Source organism: Solwaraspora sp. WMMD1047, from assembly GCF_029626155.1.
GTDB lineage: Bacteria > Actinomycetota > Actinomycetes > Mycobacteriales > Micromonosporaceae > WMMD1047.
The window spans coordinates 4,316,803-4,335,936 of the sequence record NZ_JARUBL010000001.1 but is presented as its reverse complement, the minus strand read 5'-3'; the positions used below and the strand labels follow the sequence as shown (position 1 = coordinate 4,335,936).

The 19,134-nt window shown below is 73.7% G+C and carries 12 protein-coding genes; 6 read left to right on the top strand and 6 right to left on the bottom strand.

Features of this window, described 5'->3' with window-relative positions; all coding sequences use genetic code 11:
* The first annotated feature begins 114 nt into the window (after positions 1 to 114).
* Genes O7627_RS19670 through O7627_RS19655 form a run of 4 tightly spaced genes read left to right on the top strand, consistent with a single transcriptional unit; the run spans position 115 to position 8,072 of the window.
* Positions 115 to 3,330 carry a DUF5691 domain-containing protein gene (locus O7627_RS19670; protein ID WP_278094985.1) on the top strand — a complete coding sequence of 1,072 codons (3,216 nt, stop codon included), beginning with the start codon at positions 115 to 117 and terminating at the stop codon, positions 3,328 to 3,330.
* Entirely contained in the window at positions 3,327 to 4,388 is a 1,062-nt protein-coding gene (locus O7627_RS19665) for an AAA family ATPase (protein WP_278094984.1), read from the top strand. Before O7627_RS19670 ends, O7627_RS19665 begins: the two co-directional genes overlap by 4 nt.
* Positions 4,381 to 6,915: a DUF5682 family protein gene (locus tag O7627_RS19660; protein ID WP_278094983.1), complete on the top strand. Its 2,535-nt coding sequence runs from the start codon at positions 4,381 to 4,383 to the stop codon at positions 6,913 to 6,915. The genes O7627_RS19665 and O7627_RS19660 overlap by 8 nt, the downstream gene beginning before the upstream one ends.
* The gene (locus O7627_RS19655) at positions 6,912 to 8,072 is read left to right on the top strand and encodes a VWA domain-containing protein (protein WP_278094982.1); all 1,161 of its coding nucleotides are present in this window, start codon (positions 6,912 to 6,914) and stop codon (positions 8,070 to 8,072) included. Before O7627_RS19660 ends, O7627_RS19655 begins: the two co-directional genes overlap by 4 nt.
* A gap of 97 nt (positions 8,073 to 8,169) precedes the next feature.
* Here O7627_RS19655 and O7627_RS19650 read toward each other — a convergent pair whose 3' ends face one another.
* Positions 8,170 to 9,168, bottom strand: coding sequence for a bifunctional DNA primase/polymerase (locus O7627_RS19650; protein WP_278094981.1), 999 nt, complete (start codon positions 9,166 to 9,168; stop codon positions 8,170 to 8,172).
* Between the two features lie 94 nt (positions 9,169 to 9,262).
* Between O7627_RS19650 and O7627_RS19645 the strand changes: the two genes are divergently transcribed.
* Positions 9,263 to 11,062, top strand: a complete 1,800-nt coding sequence (locus tag O7627_RS19645; RefSeq protein WP_347404664.1) for an L-lactate permease — start codon at positions 9,263 to 9,265, stop codon at positions 11,060 to 11,062.
* A 92-nt stretch (positions 11,063 to 11,154) separates the two neighbouring features.
* Here the strand turns inward: O7627_RS19645 and O7627_RS19640 are convergent, their stop codons facing one another.
* The 4 genes from O7627_RS19640 to O7627_RS19625 all read right to left on the bottom strand — a co-directional run bounded on the left by O7627_RS19640 (position 11,155) and on the right by O7627_RS19625 (position 17,379).
* Positions 11,155 to 12,399: a cellulose-binding domain-containing protein gene (locus tag O7627_RS19640; RefSeq protein ID WP_278094980.1), complete on the bottom strand. Its 1,245-nt coding sequence runs from the start codon at positions 12,397 to 12,399 to the stop codon at positions 11,155 to 11,157.
* A gap of 273 nt (positions 12,400 to 12,672) precedes the next feature.
* Positions 12,673 to 13,650: a TIGR03557 family F420-dependent LLM class oxidoreductase gene (locus tag O7627_RS19635; protein WP_278094979.1), complete on the bottom strand. Its 978-nt coding sequence runs from the start codon at positions 13,648 to 13,650 to the stop codon at positions 12,673 to 12,675.
* 130 nt (positions 13,651 to 13,780) lie between these two features.
* Positions 13,781 to 14,563 (bottom strand): maleylpyruvate isomerase family mycothiol-dependent enzyme, encoded by a 783-nt coding sequence (locus O7627_RS19630; RefSeq protein WP_278094978.1) that lies wholly within the window; start codon positions 14,561 to 14,563, stop codon positions 13,781 to 13,783.
* A gap of 128 nt (positions 14,564 to 14,691) precedes the next feature.
* Complete coding sequence (locus O7627_RS19625) at positions 14,692 to 17,379, bottom strand: LuxR family transcriptional regulator (protein WP_278094977.1); 2,688 nt, start codon at positions 17,377 to 17,379, stop codon at positions 14,692 to 14,694.
* Positions 17,380 to 17,560: 181 nt separating this feature from the next.
* On the opposite strand from O7627_RS19625, the gene O7627_RS19620 reads away from it, so the two are divergent.
* A complete protein-coding gene (locus O7627_RS19620) occupies positions 17,561 to 18,196 on the top strand; it encodes an RNA polymerase sigma factor (RefSeq protein WP_278094976.1) in 636 nt (211 codons plus the stop codon).
* Between the two features lie 102 nt (positions 18,197 to 18,298).
* On the opposite strand, the gene O7627_RS19615 is transcribed toward O7627_RS19620, so the two are convergent.
* On the bottom strand, positions 18,299 to 19,099 hold the full coding sequence (locus O7627_RS19615; protein WP_278094975.1) for a methyltransferase domain-containing protein: 801 nt from the start codon (positions 19,097 to 19,099) through the stop codon (positions 18,299 to 18,301).
* Between the last annotated feature and the right edge of the window lie 35 nt (positions 19,100 to 19,134).

Genomic DNA, 19,134 nt, shown 5'->3' with positions numbered 1-19,134 from the left:
CGGGTCGGCGGTAAAACACTGTGGACAGTCGTTATCGGGGCCTGGCGCACATCCGGAAAAGTCGGTGCGGACGCCGGATGACTCCGTGTCGGACCCGTCTGGCAGGGTGCTGCCGTGCCTGTCGAACGGTGGTCCGCCACCCAGATCCTCGCCCTGGCGCCCGATGCCGGCTCGGCTCGGTCGGCGCGGGGTGTCAGCGGTGCCGGCAAGTGGGAGGCGACCGGGCTGGACGGCGAGATCCTCTGGGGGTCCTGCCGAGGCAGCGGCAGCAAGCCGTACCAGGTCTGTGTCGAGCTGTCCGAGCCGGCGTACCGCTGCTCCTGCCCGAGCCGCAAGTTCCCGTGCAAGCACGCTCTCGGCCTGCTGCTGCTCTGGTCGTCGGGGCACGACGGCGGCGCCCCGACGCCGCCGTGGGTGACCGAGTGGCGCGACCGGCGTAGCGCTCGGGCGGCCACCCGCGCCGCCCCGCGCACCGGCCCGCCGGCCGACCCGGCGGCCGCGGCGCGGCGGGCCGCCCGGCGCGACGGCCGGATCGCCGACGGCCTGGCCGAGCTGGACCGGTGGCTCGGCGACCAGGTGCAGCAGGGCCTCGCCGCCGCCGAGCAGGCCGGGCACCGGCCGTACGAGACGATGGCCGCCCGGCTGGTCGACGCCCAGGCGCCGACCGCCGCGACGGCTGTCCGCCGGCTCGGCCGGCTCGCCGGGGTCGGGCCGCACTGGGCCGACCGGCTCCTCGGCGAGCTGGCCATGCTCCGGTTGCTGGTGGCCGGCCACCGCCGGCTCGACGCCCTCCCCGCCGACCTGGCCGCCACCGTCCGCGCCCGGGTCGGCTACCCGGTCGGCGCCGACGAGGTGCTGGCCACCGCGCCGGTCCGCGACCGGTGGACGGTGATCGGGCAGGTCGACGACGTCGGCGACAAGGTGGCCAGCCGGCGCACCTGGCTCCACGGCGCGACCACCGGCCGGTACGCGCTGCTGCTGTCGTTCGCCGCCGGCGGCCAGGGTTTCCCCGCCGACGTGGTGCCCGGCACCGTCGTCGACGCCGACCTCTGCTTCTACCCGGGCTCCCCACCGCTGCGCGCCCTGATCGCCAACCGGCACCCGACCGCCCCGGCGCCACCCGGCGACGACGCGGCCCCCGGGCCGGGCGGCGGTGCGACGACGGCGCCTGGAGCCGGTCGCCGTGCTGTTGCGGCGGGCGGATCTGGTGGCGGTGCGGTTGTGGCGGCTGGATCTGGTGGCGGCGCGGTTGCGGCGGCCGGTGATGGTGTGCCGGACGGCGAAACGGTGGGTGCGGCGCTTGCCCGCTGGTCGGCGGCGCTGGCGGCCGACCCGTGGTGCGTCTCGGTGCCGGTGCTGCTCGCCGACGTGGCACCCACCGACGACGGGCACCTGGCCGAGCCGTCCGGTGCCGGGCTGCCGCTGCGGCCCGGCCATGAGCGGCCGTGGTGGCTGCTGGCGGCGGCCGGCGGCCGGCCGGTCACCGTGTCGGGCGAGTACGGCCCGGCCGGGCTGCGCCCGCTCGCGGCCTGGGTCGACGGGCGCTTCGTACCGGCCCCGCCGGGCCTGCCCGCCGGATCGGTCGGGCAGCGCCGCCCGGAGCTGCCGACCCGGCTGCTCTCGGCGGCGCTGGCCGGCACCGCCCGCCAGCCCTGGTCGGACGGGCCGGTCGAGGTCGCCGGCCGGACCGTGCTGCCCGGCCGGTCAGCCGTCGCTGGTGGGTCTGTGGCTGCTGGCCCGTCCGCCGCTGGTGGGTCCGCAAATGGCGGGTCGGCCGCGGCTGGTGGGTCGGTGGATGGCGGGTCGGCCGACGTTGGCCGGTCGGCTGCTGGCCGGTCCGCCGACGCCGGGCTGTCTGTGGTGGACGGTGCTGGTTCGGGTGCTGGTGGGTTGCTCGCGGCGGCGGCTGTCGCATTGACGTACCGCCGCGCCGGGTTGGCCGCCGTGACGGACCTGACGCCGGTGCCGCCGGCGCCGGCCGAGGAGCGGCCGTCGGTGCCGGCGTCGGCCGCGCGCCGGCTCGCGCTGCTGCTCGCCGAGGGCGCGCTCGCCGGTGGCCAGCAGTCCCAGCAGGCGGTGCTCGCCGAGTGGCTGCGGCTGGCCGCCGACCGGGACCTGCTGGCGCCCCCCGAGGAGCTGCCGGCGCTGCTGGACGCCGGCCGGCGCAGCACCGGCATCCGGCCGGCGCTGGCGGTGGTCGGTGGCCGGCAGGCCCGCTGGCTGGCCGCCCAGCAGCCGGACTGGCGATACCTGCTCGGCGCGGCCGACGCCGACCCGACTGGTGACGACGAGGTCTGGTCCACCGGCACGCCCGGCGAGCGGCTGGCGTACCTGCGCCGGGTCCGGCGCGGCGACCCGGTGGCCGGGCGGCGGCTGCTCGCCGAGACGTTCGCGGCCGAACCGCCGGCCGACCGGGCCGCCCTGCTGGGCGCGCTGGCGGTCGGACTCTCCATCGAGGACGATGACCTGATCGAGCGGGCGCTCGGCGACCGCCGCAAGGAGGTCCGCCAGGCGGCGCTGGACCTGGCGCGGGCACTGCCCGAGTCGGGGCTGCGCCGCCGGATGGCCCAGCGGGCGCTGGCCTGCGTCCGGCTGCACGGCCAGGCGTTCGGCCGCGACCGGCTCACGGTCGGCGCACCGGCCGACGACGACGGCCTGACCCGCGACGGCGTCGACCCGAAGCCGCCGCGCGGCCGCGGGGCCGGCGCCTGGCTGCTGGAGCAGGTCGTCGCCGCCACCCCGCTGCGGGTCTGGACCGAGACCTTCGAGCGCGACCCGGCCGGCGTGGTCGGGCTGCCCGTCGCCGACGGCTGGCGGTACCCGTGGCACCGGGGCCTGGCCCTGGCCACCCTCGCCGAGCGGGACCGGTCCTGGGCGCTGGCGCTGGCCGACCCGGAGCTGCACCGCATCGGGCCCGACACCGAGGACCAGGAGCTGACCTGGCGGATCTACGAGCTGCTGCCGCCGGACGAGCTGGCCCGCCGGGCGGACACCGCGTTGCGCCGCGATCCGACCCGCGCCCACCACCTGCTGGAGATGCTCGCCGGTGACTGGCCCGACGAGCTGACCGGCACCGTGCTGGACGTGATCCGCCGGCTCGCCGGCGACGGCGGCCGGCGCGACGGCTGGCAGCTCGCCGAGCTGTGCCGGCTCGCGGCCCTCGGACTGCCACCCGGGCACGCCGACCGGGTCGCCCGGTTCGCCGCAGACCTGGCCGGCGCCCAGCCGGCCGGTGCGCAACCGATCGGCACCCCCCGCCGCGAGCAGGCGATCAGCCAGCTCGCCACCACACTGGCCTTCCGTCACGAGATGCACAGGGAGTTCGAATGACCGCGCTACGCCCGCACGCGGAGCAGCAGTACGCCGACGAGCTGGCCGCCCTGGCCGCCGCCGACGACCGGCCCCGACCGCCGGGCTGGCAGCTGTCACCGCAGGCGGTGGTGACCTACCTGCTCGGCGACGGCGCGAAGATCACCCCGAAGTACGTCGGCCCGCGCCGGCTGATGGAGGTCGCCGTCGCGACCCTGGTCACCGACCGGGCACTGCTCCTGCTGGGCGTACCGGGCACCGCCAAGACCTGGGTCTCCGAGCACCTGGCGGCCGCGATCTCCGGCGACTCGACGCTGCTGGTCCAGGGCACCGCCGGCACCGCCGAGGAGGCGATCCGCTACGGCTGGAACTACGCGCGGCTGCTGGCCGACGGCCCGTCACCGGCAGCCCTGGTCGCCAGCCCGGTGATGCGGGCCATGGAGCGCGGCTCGATCGCCCGGGTGGAGGAGCTGACCCGGGTCCCCTCCGACGTGCAGGACGCCCTGATCACCATCCTGTCGGAGAAGACGCTGCCGGTGCCCGAGCTGAACTCCGAGGTACAGGCGCAGCGCGGCTTCAACATCATCGCCACCGCGAACGACCGGGACCGGGGCGTCAACGAGCTCTCCAGCGCACTGCGGCGGCGGTTCAACACGGTGGTGCTGCCGGTGCCGGGCTCCGCCGAGGAGGAGGTCGAGATCGTCACCCGCCGGGTCGCCCAGCTCGGCCGGTCGCTTGACCTGCCGGAGGTGCCGGCCGCGCTGGACGAGATCCGCCGGGTGGTCACCGTCTTCCGTGAGCTGCGTACGGGGCTGACCGAGGACGGCCGGACCAAGCTCAAGTCGCCCACCGGCACCCTCTCCACCGCCGAGGCGATCTCGGTGCTCACCAACGGCATCGCGCTGGCAGCGCACTTCGGCGACGGGGTGCTGCGCCCCGGCGACGTGGCCGCCGGCATCGCCGGCGCGGTGGTGAAGGATCCGGTCTCCGACGCGGTGGTGTGGCGGGAGTACCTGGAGACCGTGGTCCGGGAGCGGACCGACTGGCGGGACTTCTACCGGGCCGCCCGCGATGCCTGAACGGATCTACGGGATCCGCCACCACGGTCCTGGTTCGGCGCGGGCCGTGCTGGCGGCGCTGCGGCAACACCCGCCGCAGGTGCTGCTGGTGGAGGGTCCGCCCGAGGCCGACGACCTGGTCCGCTGGGTGGCCGACGGCGGGTTGGAGCCACCGGTCGCCCTGCTCGGCTACGCCACCGACGACCCGGGCCGGGCCGGCTTCTGGCCGTTCGCCGTCTTCTCCCCGGAATGGCAGGCGATCTCCTGGGCGGTCGCCAACGGCGTACCGGTCCGCTTCTTCGACCTGCCGTACGCTTACCGCGCGGCCGAGGCACCGACCTGCGAGCCGCCGAGCCTGCCGACGCCCGGTGACACGGCCACGGACAGCCCGACGCCGAGCGGTGCGGCACCCGGCGGTGCGGCACCCGGCGGGGAGGCTGCGGCCGGCGGGAAGGCTGCGGCCGGCGGGAAGGCTGCGGCCGGGGTGGCGCCCGGTGGGGACGCGGCGGGGAACGGTGTCGCGGTGTTGCGGCCGGTGGATCCGATCGGGGAGTTGGCGTCGGCCGCCGGCTACGACGATCCGGAGCGGTGGTGGGAGGACGTGGTCGAACACCGGGACGCGCCGGCCTTCGAGGCGATCGCCGAGGCGATGGCCGAGATCCGGTCGACCGTGCCGGACGATCCGCAGGACCTGCTCCGCGAGGCGTACATGCGGACCGTGCTGCGCCAGACCCGCCGCGCCCACGACGACATCGCGGTGGTCTGCGGCGCCTGGCACGTGCCGGCGCTGACGGCGAAGGTCACCGCCCGCGACGACGCGGCCCTGCTGCGCGGGCGCCGCAAGACCAAGGTCAGCTTCACCTGGATCCCGTGGACCTACGGCCGGCTGGCCTCCTGGCAGGGGTACGGCGCCGGGGTGCGCTCGCCGGGCTGGTACCACCACCTCTTCACAGCCACCGACGAGGTGATCCCGCGCTGGCTGGTGGCCGCCGCCGGGGTGCTGCGCGAGGAGGGGGTGCCGGCGTCCTCGGCGCACGTGATCGAGGCCACCCGGCTGGCCGAGTCGCTGGCGGTGCTGCGCGGCCGGCCGCTGGCCGGGCTCTCCGAGCTGACCGAGGCGGCCGGTGCGGTGCTCTGCGAGGGCGACGACCTGCGGCTGGACCTGATCGCCCGGCGGCTGGTGGTCAGCGAGCGCCTCGGCAGCGTGCCCGACCAGGTGCCGGTCGTCCCGCTGGCCCGTGACCTGGCCGCCCAGCAGCGGTCGCTGCGGCTCAAGCCGGAGGCGTTGGACCGGGACCTCGACCTCGATCTGCGTACCGACAACGACCTGGCGCGCAGCCGGCTGCTGCACCGGCTCGCGGTGCTCGACGTGCCGTGGGGTCGGCCGCAGGTGACCCGGCGCGGCAGTGGCACCTTCCGGGAGGAGTGGAAGCTGCGCTGGGAGCCGGAGTTCGCGGTCCGGCTGGTCGACGCCAGTGCGCACGGCACCACCGTGCTGGCCGCGGCGACCGCGAAGGTGACCGCCGACGCGCTGGCCGCGCAGACCCTGCCCGAGGTCACCGCGCTCGTCGAGACGTGCCTGCTGGCCGACCTGTCGGGGGCGTACCCGGTGGTGTTGCGGGCGTTGGACACCCGGGCGGCGCTGGACGCCGACACCGGACACCTGATGGCGGCGGTTCCGCCGCTGGCCCGGACGCTGCGCTACGGCGACGTGCGGCGGACCGACCTCGGTGGGGTGGCGGCGGTGACCGCCGGCCTGCTGGCCCGGATCTGCGCCGGTCTGCCGGCGGCCGTCCGGTCGCTGCACGACGACGCCGCCCGGGAGCTGCGGGATCGGATCGACGCGGTGCACGCGGCCGTCGGGCTGCTCGCCGACGAGGACCTGCGCGGGCGGTGGTTGGCCGCGCTGGATCCGCTGGCCGGCCTCGACGGGGTGCACGGGCTGGTCGCCGGCCGGTTGACCCGGCTGCTCTACGAGGCGGGCCGGCTCGACGCCGCCGAGGCCCGGCGTCGGATGGGGCTGCCGCTTACCGTCGGCGTGCCACCGGACCAGGGCGCGGCCTGGGTGGAGGGCTTCCTGGCCGGCGGCGGACTGCTGTTGGTGCACGACGCCGACCTTTTGGCCCTTGTGGACGAATGGCTGGCGGAGATCCCGGCGGACTCGTTCGTCGAGGTGCTGCCGTTGCTGCGGCGTACCTTCGGCAGCTTCGCCGACGGCGAGCGGCGGGCGATCGGCGACCGGGTGGCCGGCGGCGGCCCGACTGGGGACGCCGCCGGCGAACCGGAGATCGACCACGACCGGGCCGGAACCGTCCTGCCGACCCTCGGCCTGCTGCTCGGACAGCGCCTCGCGCTCCCCGGCCAACCGGCGCCGGCCGGGTCAGCGGCGGCCGGGTCAGCGGTGCTCGGGTCAGCGGCGGCCGGGTCAGCGCCGGCCGGGTCAGCGGCGCTCGGGTCAGCGGCGGCCGGCTTGGGGACGGCCGGGTCGGGACCCGCCGGGTCGGGACCGGTTCGGTCAGCGGCGGTTCGGGACGGGGAGGGTGGATGACGATCGGCGAGGACGAGCGGCGGCGCCGCTGGCGGTTGCTGCTGGGTGCGGCGGCCGACGAGTCCTGCGGGCGGCCGGCCGGGCGGGACGCCCAGGTCGACGCCGCGCTGGCGGCGCTCTACGACAACGGCGCGGCCGGCGGCGGGGGCCGGGACCGGTCGGCCGGGCTCGGCGGCTCCGCGCCCCGGGTGGCGCGCTGGCTCGGCGACATCCGGGAGTACTTCCCCAGCACCGTGGTGCGGGTGATGCAGACCGACGCGATCGACCGGCTGCGGCTCAACCAGTTGCTGCTCGAACCCGAGATGCTGGGCGCCGTCGAGCCGGACGTGCACCTGGTCGGCACCCTGCTCTCGCTCAACCGGGTGATGCCGGAGCAGACCAAGGGCCTGGCCCGGCAGGTGGTGGCGAAGGTGGTCGCCGACCTGGAACGCCGGATCGCGCAGCGGACCCGGGCGGCGGTCACCGGCGCGCTCAACCGGGCGGCCCGGGTCAACCGTCCCCGGCATGCCGACATCGACTGGGGTCGCACCATCCTGGCGAACCTCAAGCACTACCAGCCCGAGCACCGCACGGTGGTGCCGGAAAGGCTGATCGGGTACGGGCGGCGCGGCACCGCCGTGCAGCGCGACGTCGTGCTCTGCGTCGACCAGTCCGGTTCGATGGCCGCCTCGGTGGTCTACTCCGGGGTGTTCGCGGCCGTGCTGGCGTCGATGCGGGCGCTGCGTACGTCGCTTGTGGTGTTCGACACCGCGGTGGTGGACCTGACCGACCAGCTCAGCGATCCGGTCGAGGTGCTCTTCGGCACCCAGCTCGGTGGCGGGACCGACATCAACCGCGCCATCGGCTACTCGCAGCGGCTCATCACCCGGCCCCGGGACAGCATCTTCGTGCTGATCAGCGACCTGTACGAGGGCGGGGTCCGGGCGCAGATGCTGCGCCGGGTCGCCGAGATGGTCGCCTCCGGGGTGCAGGTGGTGGTGCTGCTCGCCCTCTCCGACGAGGGCGCGCCCGCGTACGACCACGGCAACGCCGCCGCGCTTGCCGAACTCGGAGTGCCGGCGTTCGCCTGCACACCGGACGCGTTCCCGGAGCTGATGGCGGCGGCGATCCAACGGCGCGACCTGATGGCGTTCGCCGAGCGGTTCGCGGACCGCTGACGGAGCAGAATGGCGGATGGTGCGGGCGGTCTGGCCGGTGGGTGGTTGCGAGCGGTTCTCCCTGGGGAACCATGCCGGCGGCGAGGAGGTTGAGGGCTCACCAGCGGTTGGTGAGGTGTAGCCGCGGCCGGCGGTGGCCGGCACGGAGACCCGAGCGGACGGTCCGAGCGGTTTCCCGGCGGCCCAGCCCGGCCCGGTGGGCGGCGTCGGCCAGGGCGGTGACGATGTCCCGGTCGTCGAGCAGGCCGACGGCGGCGAGTTGGCCGAGGTGGTGGGCGGCCAGGTAGAGGGTGGTGTTGCGGTGGCCGGGAAGCGCCGAGGCGGTGGCGGCCGCCTCGGCGGTCAGCGCCGCCGCCGCGTACCGGTCGGGGTGGCGCACCCCGACGATCCGACCCGGCACCGCGTCGACGTTGGCGGCGGTGCCGTCGCGTCCTCGGCTGGCGCCTCTGCCGCCGCCGCTGACGCATCTGTCGCCACCGCCCCCACCGGTGCCGCCACTAGCGAGGCGGACGGCATCGAAGGTGGCGGTGCGGATGGGCGGGGGCGGGTGCAGCAGGGACGCCAATGGGGGAGGCGGGTCGGTCAGCGCGGTGCCGGGTGGACGGATCCACCGGTAGCGGTCGCCGCTTGCGTGCCGCGACGGCGGGGCGACGACGTAGCCGCCCACGCCCCGCCAGTCGACGCCGGGCAGCAGGGCGGTGCGGTTGCCGACGCCGGTCGGGCGCAGGTAGAGATGCCAGCCGCCGGAGCCACTGCGCACCAGCGGACCGCCGATCGGATGGTCGGCGATCAGGTCGCGCAACGCGGCCAGGCCGTCGCGGCTGTCGATGTCGCAGACGTCGAACCGCTCGCCGGTACGCAGGCCGATGTTTGCCAGCGGCCAGCGCCCCCACCAGCGCCGGATCCGGTCCGGACGGGTGGATGCGTCGCGCAGGCCGTGCGGCAGCAGCGCGGGATGCCACTGCGGGTGCTTGCCGGGACGGTCACAGTCGGACCGCCCACAGTCGCAGGCACCGTCGTGGTCGGTCGAGTGCAGGGGCAGGACGGCGACGCCGGTGGCGGCGTAGCGCAGCGCGGCAGTGGACAGAGGCGTCATGGTTCACCCCCACCGGCAGTCTAGTCGAACATGAGTGCGAACAAGGTGAGCATTCTCAGAGAAGAGTCCGACGGGTCGCTGGGGAAGGATCGGGGTGGGCCTCAATCGTGCCCGACAGGTGACTCTTAGTGAGGGCGGCTGGATGTATCGTCCCGAGCTCGATCCGGTGGCGAACTCGGTGGCGTGGAGCGCTGCCGTCGCGGGGCTTCCGATTCTGACCCTGTTCGTCCTGCTCGGACTCTTCCGGGTCAGAGCCTGGGTGGCCGCCTGGGGAGCGCTGGCGGTCGCGCTGCTGGTGGCCAGCCTCGGTTACGCCATGCCGGCCGGTCAATCGGTGTGGGTAGCCGCGCAGGGGGCGGCCTTCGCGCTCTTCCCGTTGGCCTGGACGTTCGTCACCGCCATTTGGATCTACCAGATGACGGTCCGCACCGGGTCGTTCGATGTGCTGCGGCGTTCCTTCGCGCGGGTCAGCGACGACCGCCGGGTTCAGGCCCTTGTCATCGCGTTCTGCTTCGGCTCCCTCCTGGAAGGTCTGGCCGGTCAGGGCACTCCGGTGGCCATCACGACGGTGATGCTGCTCGCGCTCGGGTTCAGCCCGATGACCGCCGCCGTCGTCACGTTGACCGCCAACACGGTGCCGGCCGCGTTCGGCCCACTCGGACTGCCGATCACCACCCTCGCGAAGGTCACCGACCTGCCCGCGACGGAGCTGGGAGCGATGGCCGGTCGGCAGGTGCCCGTCATCGCGGTGTTCGTACCGCTGCTGCTGGTCTGGCTGGTCGACCGGCGGCGCGGTCTGCGCGAGACCTGGCACCTCGCCGTGATCTGCGGGCTCGCGTTCGGCCTGGCTCAGTTCCTGACCTCGAACTATCTGTCGATGGCACTGGCCGACATCGTCGCGGCGCTGGTCAGCGCCGTGGTCGTGGCTGTCGCGGCGCGACGCTGGCCACCGCGCATCTCGCCCGGCGTCCCGGAGACCGGCGTACCGGCCTCGTCGACTGCCCCGGATCCATTGATCTGGGGGCGGCCGGACGCGGGCGGCCCGACGGTGTTGGTCGGCGGCTCCGGAGCGGCTGACACCGCAACGGGGGGTGCCGGCGCGGGGCGTCCGGAGGGCGCGGTCATCACCCGAACCCGCGCGGACGGGGGCGACTCCAGGGCCGAGGTCTGGCGGGCGTACGCGCCGTACGCCACGATCGTGGCGATCTTCGGCCTGTCCCAGATCCCGGTGGTGTCCGAGGTCCTGAATCTGGTGACCGTCACCTTCAACTGGCCCGGTCTGCATCTGGAGACGACCTCCGGCGCACCGTCCACGCTTCCGCTGTTCCGGCTCAACTGGTTGTCGTCCACCGGCACCCTCCTGCTGCTGGCCGGTCTGATCACGATGGTCCTGCTCGGCGTCTCCGCGCGTACGGCCGGGAAGGCGTATCGGGATACGGTCGTCGACCTGCGGTGGGCGATCCTGACCGTCTGCGGGCTGCTCGCACTGGCCTTCGTGATGAACGCCAGCGGGCAGACGACCGTGCTGGGGACGTGGCTGGCCGGGGCCGGCGGTTTCTTCGCCGTCCTCTCCCCGGTGCTCGGCTGGCTCGGCGTGGCGCTCACCGGTTCGGACACGTCGTCGAACTCGCTGTTCGGCGCGCTTCAGGTGAGCGCCGCGGAGAAGGCCGGACTCGACCCGATGGTGATGGCCGCGGCCAACGCCTCGGGCGGGGTGGTGGGCAAAATGATCTCGCTGCAGAACCTCTGCATCGCGGCAGCCGCGGTGGGCCTCTACGGCCGTGAGGGCGACCTGTTCCGGCGGACCCTCGGCTGGAGCCTGGCGCTGATCGCGGCGATGGCGCTGCTGGTGGGCCTCCAGACAACGCCCATCCTGGCCTGGATGGTGCCCTGACCCGGACCGGCCGCCGGGCTGCCTGACGTGCCGGCTGGACCCGCCCCCTGACCCGGCGGCCCGACCCCCAGGGCCGGGCCGCCGGATCAGGGTCAGCAGCCGATCCGGGCGGTGCCCATCGCGACGTCGTCGAACCAGAGCGTGTCGGCGCCCTCGCCGTAGCTCTCCCAACCCAACCGCAGGTCGGTCAGGCTCGGCCGCCAGTTGGCCCGGTTGAGCCACTGGCCGTCGATGTCGTGGGTGGGGGTGCCGTCCGCGGCGAGGCCGGTCACCGCCGTCCCGTCGACCCAGGTCTGCAACCGACCCTGGGCGCCGTCGACCAGGAACTCCACACAGGTCCACCGATTGGTGGGCAGTGGCATGCTGAGCGCGACCCCGTTCGGGCTCTGCTCCGGCAGGGTGGCGTCGTCGGAGGCCCGGTTCCACTGCAGCGCCCCGTTCTGGCCGCCCATCCGCAGGTCCCGGTTGCCGTCGTTGGCGTCCCGCATGGCCAGGAAGGTGACGTGCTGGGTGGGCAGGGGCGTCGTGTGGCGTACCCAGAATCTGGCGTATCGGACCGCGCCGAGGCTGCTCAGGTCGCGGGTGACCCCGACGAAGACATGGTTGCAGTAGCCGGTGGCGCCGTTGATCCGTACCGACCGGCTGCCCTGGTGGGCCACGGTGTTGTCGATCGCGGCCGACCCGGTGCCCTGGCAGTCCGGGTAGGTCACCTGCCAGTCGCCCGACGGGGTGGTCCCGGCCTGGTTCTCGAACCCGTCACAGAAGGCCGCCGCACCGCACCCGGCCGGCGGTGGCGTGGTCGGCGGTGGCGTGGTCGGCGGCGGGGTGGTCGGCGGCGGGGTGGTGGGTGGTGGCGTGGTCGGGGGTGGGGTGGTCGGCGGCGGGGTGGTCGGTGGGGGCGTGGTCGGTGGGGCGGCGCCGTTGCACGCCGAGCCGTTGACCGCGAAGTCGGTCGGTGGCGCGGAGCTGGTGGCGTACGTTCCCTGCACGCCGAACTCGGTCGTGCCGCCGGCCGGCACGTTGCCGTTCCAGGCCATGTTGCGGGCGGTGACCGCCGCCCCGGTCTGCGTCACCTGGGCGTTCCAACTGTTGGTGATCCGCTGGTCGCCGCCGTAGGTCCAGGTCACCGTCCAGCCGGTCAGGGCGGTGTCGCCGCCGGTCAGGCGGATGTTGGCGGTGAAGCCGCCGGTCCACTGGTTGACCACGTAGTCGACCTGGCAACCGGCGGCGGCGCGGGCGGTCGAGCCGAGGTCCAGTCCGACCGCGGCGGTGGCGGTCGCGGCCAGGGCCACCGCCACGGCGATGGGCACCCGGCGGTGCGCTGTGGAAACCCTCATCGGGTCACGGTCCTCTCGGGAACTGTTGCGACAGTGGTGGCCGCGCAACCGCGCATACGCGGGGCGGACGGCCGTCGATCGGCTCCCGCGAACCGATGTCCCACCGGGAGGGCCGGCCAGCCCGTACGCGGTCGTCCCGGCGACGACGCCCGGCACAGTCTAGAGATGAACATCGATGGACACAACTCGTGGCGACCCTCGGCGCGCGCGGCCCGGGACAGGATCAGCCGGGCGCAGCGCGTGCCAGGGTCGGCCGCGCGCCACGTGCCAGGGTCAGCCGCCGCTGCCCGCCGGGGCCAGCGCCCGGATCCGACCGCTCAGCTCCCGCTCGAAGAAGTCGAAGAACCCGTCCTGGTCCGGACCGGCGTTCTGCAGCGCCAGATGGTCGAAGCCGACCTCGGCGTACGGCTGGACGGCCGCGAGGTGGGTCTCGACGTCCGGGCCCACCGCGAACTGCCCCCGGATCGCCCGCTCGTCCACCCAGGTGGTCGCCGCCTCGAAGTTCGCCGGGTTCGGCAACTCGCTCATCACCTTCCACCCGGTCACCGCCCAGCGGCTGGTCTCCAGCACCGCCCGTACCGCCTGCTCCTCGTCCTTGGCCCAGGCCAGGGGGACCTCGGCGTACCGCGGGCCGGAGCCGCCGGCGGCCCGGTAGCGGTCGATGATCTCGGACTTCGGCTCGGTCGCGAAGAGGCCGTCGCCGAGTTCGGCCGCGATCGTCGCCGACGCGGAACCGCTCGCCGCGACCGCGATCGGCGGCAACGGGTCGGGCAGGTCGAACACCCGGGCGTCCTCCAACTGCAGATGCTTTCCCTCGTACGACTGGTAGCCGCCGGACCAGAGCAGCCGGATGATCTCCAGCGCCTCGCGGAGCCGCTCGTGGCGGCCCAGCACGCTCGGGAAACCCTGGCCGACGATATGCTCATTGAGTCGTTCACCGGCACCGACCCCGAGGGTGAACCGCCCGTCGGAGATGATCGCCGTGGTCGCCGCGGCCTGCGCGATGATCGCCGGGTGGTAGCGGACCGTCGGGCAGGTGACGCCGGTGGCGAGCCCGATGGTCGTGGTCTTCGCGGCGATCGCGCCGAGCACGCTCCAGGCGAACGGGGAGTGCCCCTGGACGTCCAGCCACGGGTGGTAGTGGTCGCTGATCTCCACGAAGTCGAACCCGACCTGCTCGGCCCGCACCGCCTGCCGGATGATCTCCTCCGGCCCGAACGCCTCCGCCATCAGCTTGTACCCGATCCGCATCCCACCGACTCCCGTCCCGCTCGGTCGGCCCCGGACCCGCTGGCCCGCGCCCGCTCGGGCGCAGTTCCCGGGATCGAAGCCGCCAAACGCCCGTAGCCCGCGACAACCGCGACGAGGTGGGACGGCCGACTCAGCCGCCGTCGGCGACCCAGTCCATGTGTTCGATCCACCGGTCGAGCAACGCCCCGTCACCGTGCACCTGCAGCCCGGAGGCGGCCGCCAGCGGGCGACGCCGGCTGAGGACGAGCAGCAGCTCGGTGGCGGGGCCGCGGACCGCGACGTCCGCCTTGGTGTGCGTGTGGGCCAGGACGACCCGGTCCGGTTCCCGGCGGGCCAGCCACTCACCGGGCGCGTCGGTCGCGTGGAAGTGCAGGGTCTGGCCGTCGCCGCGCATCGCCTCGGCGAAGTCCGGCCGGTTCTCCCAGTAGCCCTGGGAGGTCATCGTGTCCAGCCAGTCCTCGACCGCCGCGGCGGCGTGCTCCGGCGCCAGCTCGTACGGCAGGTCCAGTGCCGCCGCCGCGTCGGCCCGGTGTACGCAGATCTCGCCGAACAGCCGACGGGACCAGAACGGCACGCCCGCTTCGGCGCCGGACGGGTCCCACACCGGCGTGTCATCGGCGACCCCCTCGAACGCCCGCTTCGCCTCGGCCGCGCCGTCGGTCAACCAGGCACGCCACTGAGCCGAATCGGTCGGACCCGGAGCGTAGCCGGCGAATGCTCCGCTCGGCTCGGTCATCCGCTCGCATACCAGCATCTGCACCATCCGCTGGGTCGCCCCGACGTGGTCGACCAGCTCGGCCAATGTCCATTTCGGACAGGTGGGTACCGGGGTCGCCGGGTTCCGGTCTGCCACCCAGTCGGCGAACGTGTTCGTCTGTTCCACGACTGCCTTGAGATACGCGGCCGTATCCATCGCTGTGCCTCCAAGTGATCGTCACATTTCGGGGTGGGTGGCCCTCCCGCTCCGGCGAGGCTAGGTGCCGGTCCGCCGCGTCCGCATCGGTCAAACGACTGTCGCTCGACCGCGGTCCCGGGTGCCGGTCACAGCTCGAGCTTTCCCAGCTCGGCGCGTCGGCGGACGCCCAATTTCGGGTACGCCCGGTAGAGGTGATGGCCGACCGTACGCGGGCTGAGGAAGAGCTCGGCGGCGATCTCCCGGTTGCTCATCCCCACCGCCGCGCGGCGTACCACCTGCAGTTCCTGGGGGGTGAGTCCACCGGCGCCGGCGGTGGCGGCCGCACCCGGCGCGGTCTCGCCGAGCGCCGTCAGCTCGGCCCGGACCCGGGGCAGCCAGCCACCAGCACCGATCCGGACAAACGTCTCGTACGCCGCCAGGAGCTGTTCCCTGGCCCTGGTCGGGCGGCGGTGCCGGCGGAGCCACTCACCGAACAGCAGCCGGGTCCGCGCCTGGTCGTACGGACCGCAGTCCTCTCCCGCCAGAGACTCCTCGAACCACCGCTCGGCCGGCCCGCCGCCGTCGAGCAGGCCACGGCAGCGCCGCAGCAGGGCGAGCGCCGCCGGGCTGCGGGTGTACGCCGCCCAGTCGGCGAGCCCGGCCAGGAACCGCCCGGCCCGGCTGGCGTCGCCGGCCCGTACCGCCGCCTCGACGTGGTCGGGAACCGCCCGCACCATGAGGTCACGGCCGGCTGGACCGGCGCAGGCGACCTCGAACCGGTCGAGAGCGCGCCGTGGGTCGCCACCCGCCAGGTCGACCAGCCCGAGTGCCCAGTTGGCCTGCGCGGCTGCCATCCCGTGCTGCCGCCGGTCGGCGAACACCCGCGTCGCCAGCCGCTGGGCGCGCTCGCCGTCCCCACCGACGGCGGCGAGCCAGGCCGCCGCGGCCGCCAGCACGACGAATTCCAGATCCTGACCCAACTCCTCGGCCAGCGCCATCGCCTCGGCGGCATTGCCGTCCGCGTCCCGGATCCGCCCGGCCGCCAGCTGCGCCAGCACCAGCGGCTCCTGGGCGTAGGGCAGCCAGCCCAGCGCCCCTCGGCCGCGCAGCTGTGCGACGTGCTCGTCGAGCATCGCCACGGCCGCCTCGTCCTCGCCGATCAGCAACCCGAGAAACGCGGCGTTCAACCGCTCCAGGCTGACTCCACCGTCGGTGTCCCGGACGGCGAGGAACGCCTTGCGCATCGGCTCGACCGCGGTCGCGATGTCGCCGCACAACAGCTCGGCGAAGCCCACCAGGCCGTCGATCAGGAGGGTGGGACCGGCGGGAATCGATCGAAGCAGCTGGGTGCAGTGGCGCAACAGGATGGGGTCCGCGGTGTCCCGGGCGCACCAGGTGGCCTCGGTGAGGATCGAGACGGCCAGCTCCGGCTCGACCGCGAGCACCGGGGCGGCCGCCGCCAGCGCGATCCGGGTCGCCTCGGCCGGCGACGTGCGCTCGTACGCCACCTGGGCACGGACCCAGCCGGCCTCCGCCACCTCAGCCGGCGTGCCGGCCAGCTCCGCTCCCTGCGTCGCGAGCTCGGCGGCCCGGTCAAGCTGCCCCGCGTCGTACGCCGCCCGAGCGGCGGCCACCAGCCGCCCACCCCGGATCGCCGGTGCGGCGGTCAGCTGGGCCGCCCGGTTCAACGCGAGCGCTGCGGCCGCCGCCGCGCCCCGGCCCGTCGCCCGCCGGGCGACCTGCTCCAGACCATCCGCCGCCGCGTCGTCCGGTCCGCCGGCGGCGGCCGCGACGTGCCAGGCCCGCCGGTCGGCGTCGCGCGGATCGGTGAGCGCCCGGGCCAGTGCCCGGTGCGCGGCGGCCCGATGTGCGAACGGCGCCTCCTGATAGACGGCCGACCGGATCAGCGGATGGCGGAAGGTCACCGCGTCGGCGGTCACCTGGACGAGCCGGCCCCGCTCGGCCGGCTCGAAGTCGACGGCGCCGCAGCCGAGTTCTGCGGCGGCGGTGACGAGGGTGGGCAGGGCGGAGCCGTGGTCGGCCGCGGCGAGCAGCAGGACGGTCCGGGTCGCCTCCGCCAGCCCCCGCACCTGCCGGCGGAAGTGCTCCTCCAACCGTCCCGCGGCCGACAGCGGGGCGATCGGCGCCGGGACCGTGGTCGCCTCGGCCGCGTGGGCCGCCAACTCGACGATGGCGAGCGGGTTGCCCCCGGACTCGGCGACGATCCGGTCGGTGACCCCGCCCGGCAGCGTCGCCGCGGCCGCGATGACCCGGGCGGCGTCGGCGACCCCCAGCCGCGGCAGCGCCACGCTCTCCATCCCGGCGGCGGGGAACCCGGGCTCCCCGTCGCGGGCGGCGAAGATGACCGCTACCGGGTCGGCGGGCAACCGGCGTACGGCGAAGAGCAGCGCGGCGATCGACGACCCGTCGAACCATTGGGCGTCGTCGAGCAGGCACAGCAGCGGCCGGTCACCGGCGATCTCGGCAAGCAGCGACAGCGTCGCCGCCCCCGGCAGCCCCCGGTCGACCGGGCCACCGCCGGCCCCGAACGCGGCCCGCAGCGCTGCCGCCTGGGCGGCGGGCAGCGCAGCCAGCCGGTCCTGGTCGCGCACGAACATCAGCTGGAGAGCGGCGTACGCCACGTCGGCCTCGGATTGGATGCCCACCACCCGCAGCACCCGCATCCCGCCGGCCGCACTCTGCGCATAGTCCAACAGCGCGGTCTTGCCGATGCCGGCCTCCCCGCGCAGCACCAACGATCCGCCGCGGCCGGCCTTCGCGTCGGCGACCAGGCGTCTGATCCGCGACTGTTCCGCGGAACGTCCGACAATCACAGCCGTCACGCTACGCTGCCGGCCGGGTTCCTTGCCCGACCGGACGTTGCGCCACTCATTGCAACAGCAGACGGGAGCCAGCACGGTGAAAGTGACGTGAAGGCGCCCTGAAAGCGGCGGGAAAGCTCTCTCCGGACCGTTGAGCGTGTTCCTACGACAACGAAGTGAGGGAGGCGCGCCAATGCTGGGAAGACCGTCTGCGCCCGTACGGGCGACATCCGGCACATTCGATGAGCGATCGCTTGAGGAGCGTTTCCGTGACGGCGACGAAGCCGCACTTCTTGAAACCTACCGAAAGCACTCTGGATCGATGTTCGCCACCGCATTCAGCCTCCTGGGTGACCGCGACCTGGCGGCGGAGGCGCTGCAGCAGGCATTCGTGCAAGCTTGGCGCGCGTCGGCCACCTTCGACCCGACCCGTGGGCTGCAGCCGTGGCTGTACGCGATCACCCGGCGAACCGCGGTCGACATCTACCGCCGGCAACGCCACACGTCATCCCATGTCCCGTACGACGATTCCTGGTCAACGAACGGTGAACTCACGGCCGAGGGACCATCGTTGGACGCAGCGTGGAAGGTGTGGCAGGTGCGGCAGGCACTCGGACGAATTCACCCCGACGAACGTGAAGTGCTGGAGTTGGCATACTACGGCGGAATGACTCAGGCGGAGATTGCCGCCAGCCTAGGCATCGCGATCGGCACGGTCAAGAGTCGGACATCCCGCGCTCAGAAGCGCCTCGCCATGCTGCTCCATCACGTAAGGGATGCGACGGGGACCCGTTCGACGGTCGCCAGTCTGCCGAACCAGACCGACTAAGGAAGTCCGGCCGTACCGTCGTGACCGGTGCGTTCGGGGTTGGGCGTGGTCCGGAGTCCCGATCAGGTGACGGGGGATGAAGCTGACCCGGAACCGTGCAACTTATTCCGACAGTACCGGGCGATGCTCGTAATCGACGGGGATGGACGTTATCGGCTCGTCCAGAGTGACGTCCGGCCGGCGACGACAGACCGCCCGGATGTATCCGAGGTTGCGACCCTGGTCGGCCCTCAGCGCTTCGATCTCCACACTGTTGTCCGGAGCCACGGCGTACTGCCACTGCAACCACTTTCTCCATCCCTCGGACATCGTGTCCGCCGTCTCCACCGCAACGACACCACTGCGCGACCAGTGGCGAGCCCACCAGTCGGCGGAGTGCAGGCAGGCCATGCTCGGCTCCCACCACCTGGCGAGATGATCAGGTATCGGACCGTCGATCTCCTGCGTGAGTCCGGCGTTGGCGATGCCCACCAGACCGCCCGGATTGACGAAACGCGCGAGGTGATTCATGAAGAGATCGTCGGTTCCGTAGTACATGAACGAGTCGATGCAGACCACCGCATCGAAGAACCCCTGCGAGAATGGCAGAGACCTCGCGTCGGCATGCAAGGCGAAGACGTTCCCGTGGCAACCAGCATCGCGTATGCGCTGAGCGCGTTCATCCACTCCGAACCACAGGTCCACCGACCACACCTGCACGCCGAACTCACGGTTGAGGAAGATCGACGAAGCGCCGCGTCCACTACCCAGATCCAAGACTCTCATGCCGCTCTCGAGTGGCATCTTCTCGGTCAGCCACTCCGCTAGCCACAGCGCGTTGGCGCCCCCACTGACGCAGGACTTCAACCAGTCCATCGAATACTTCGACGAACGAGGGAAGTCTACTGACTCCGTACCGGTCATCTTCGGATTCCTCTCGTATTCCAGGTTGTTCGGTG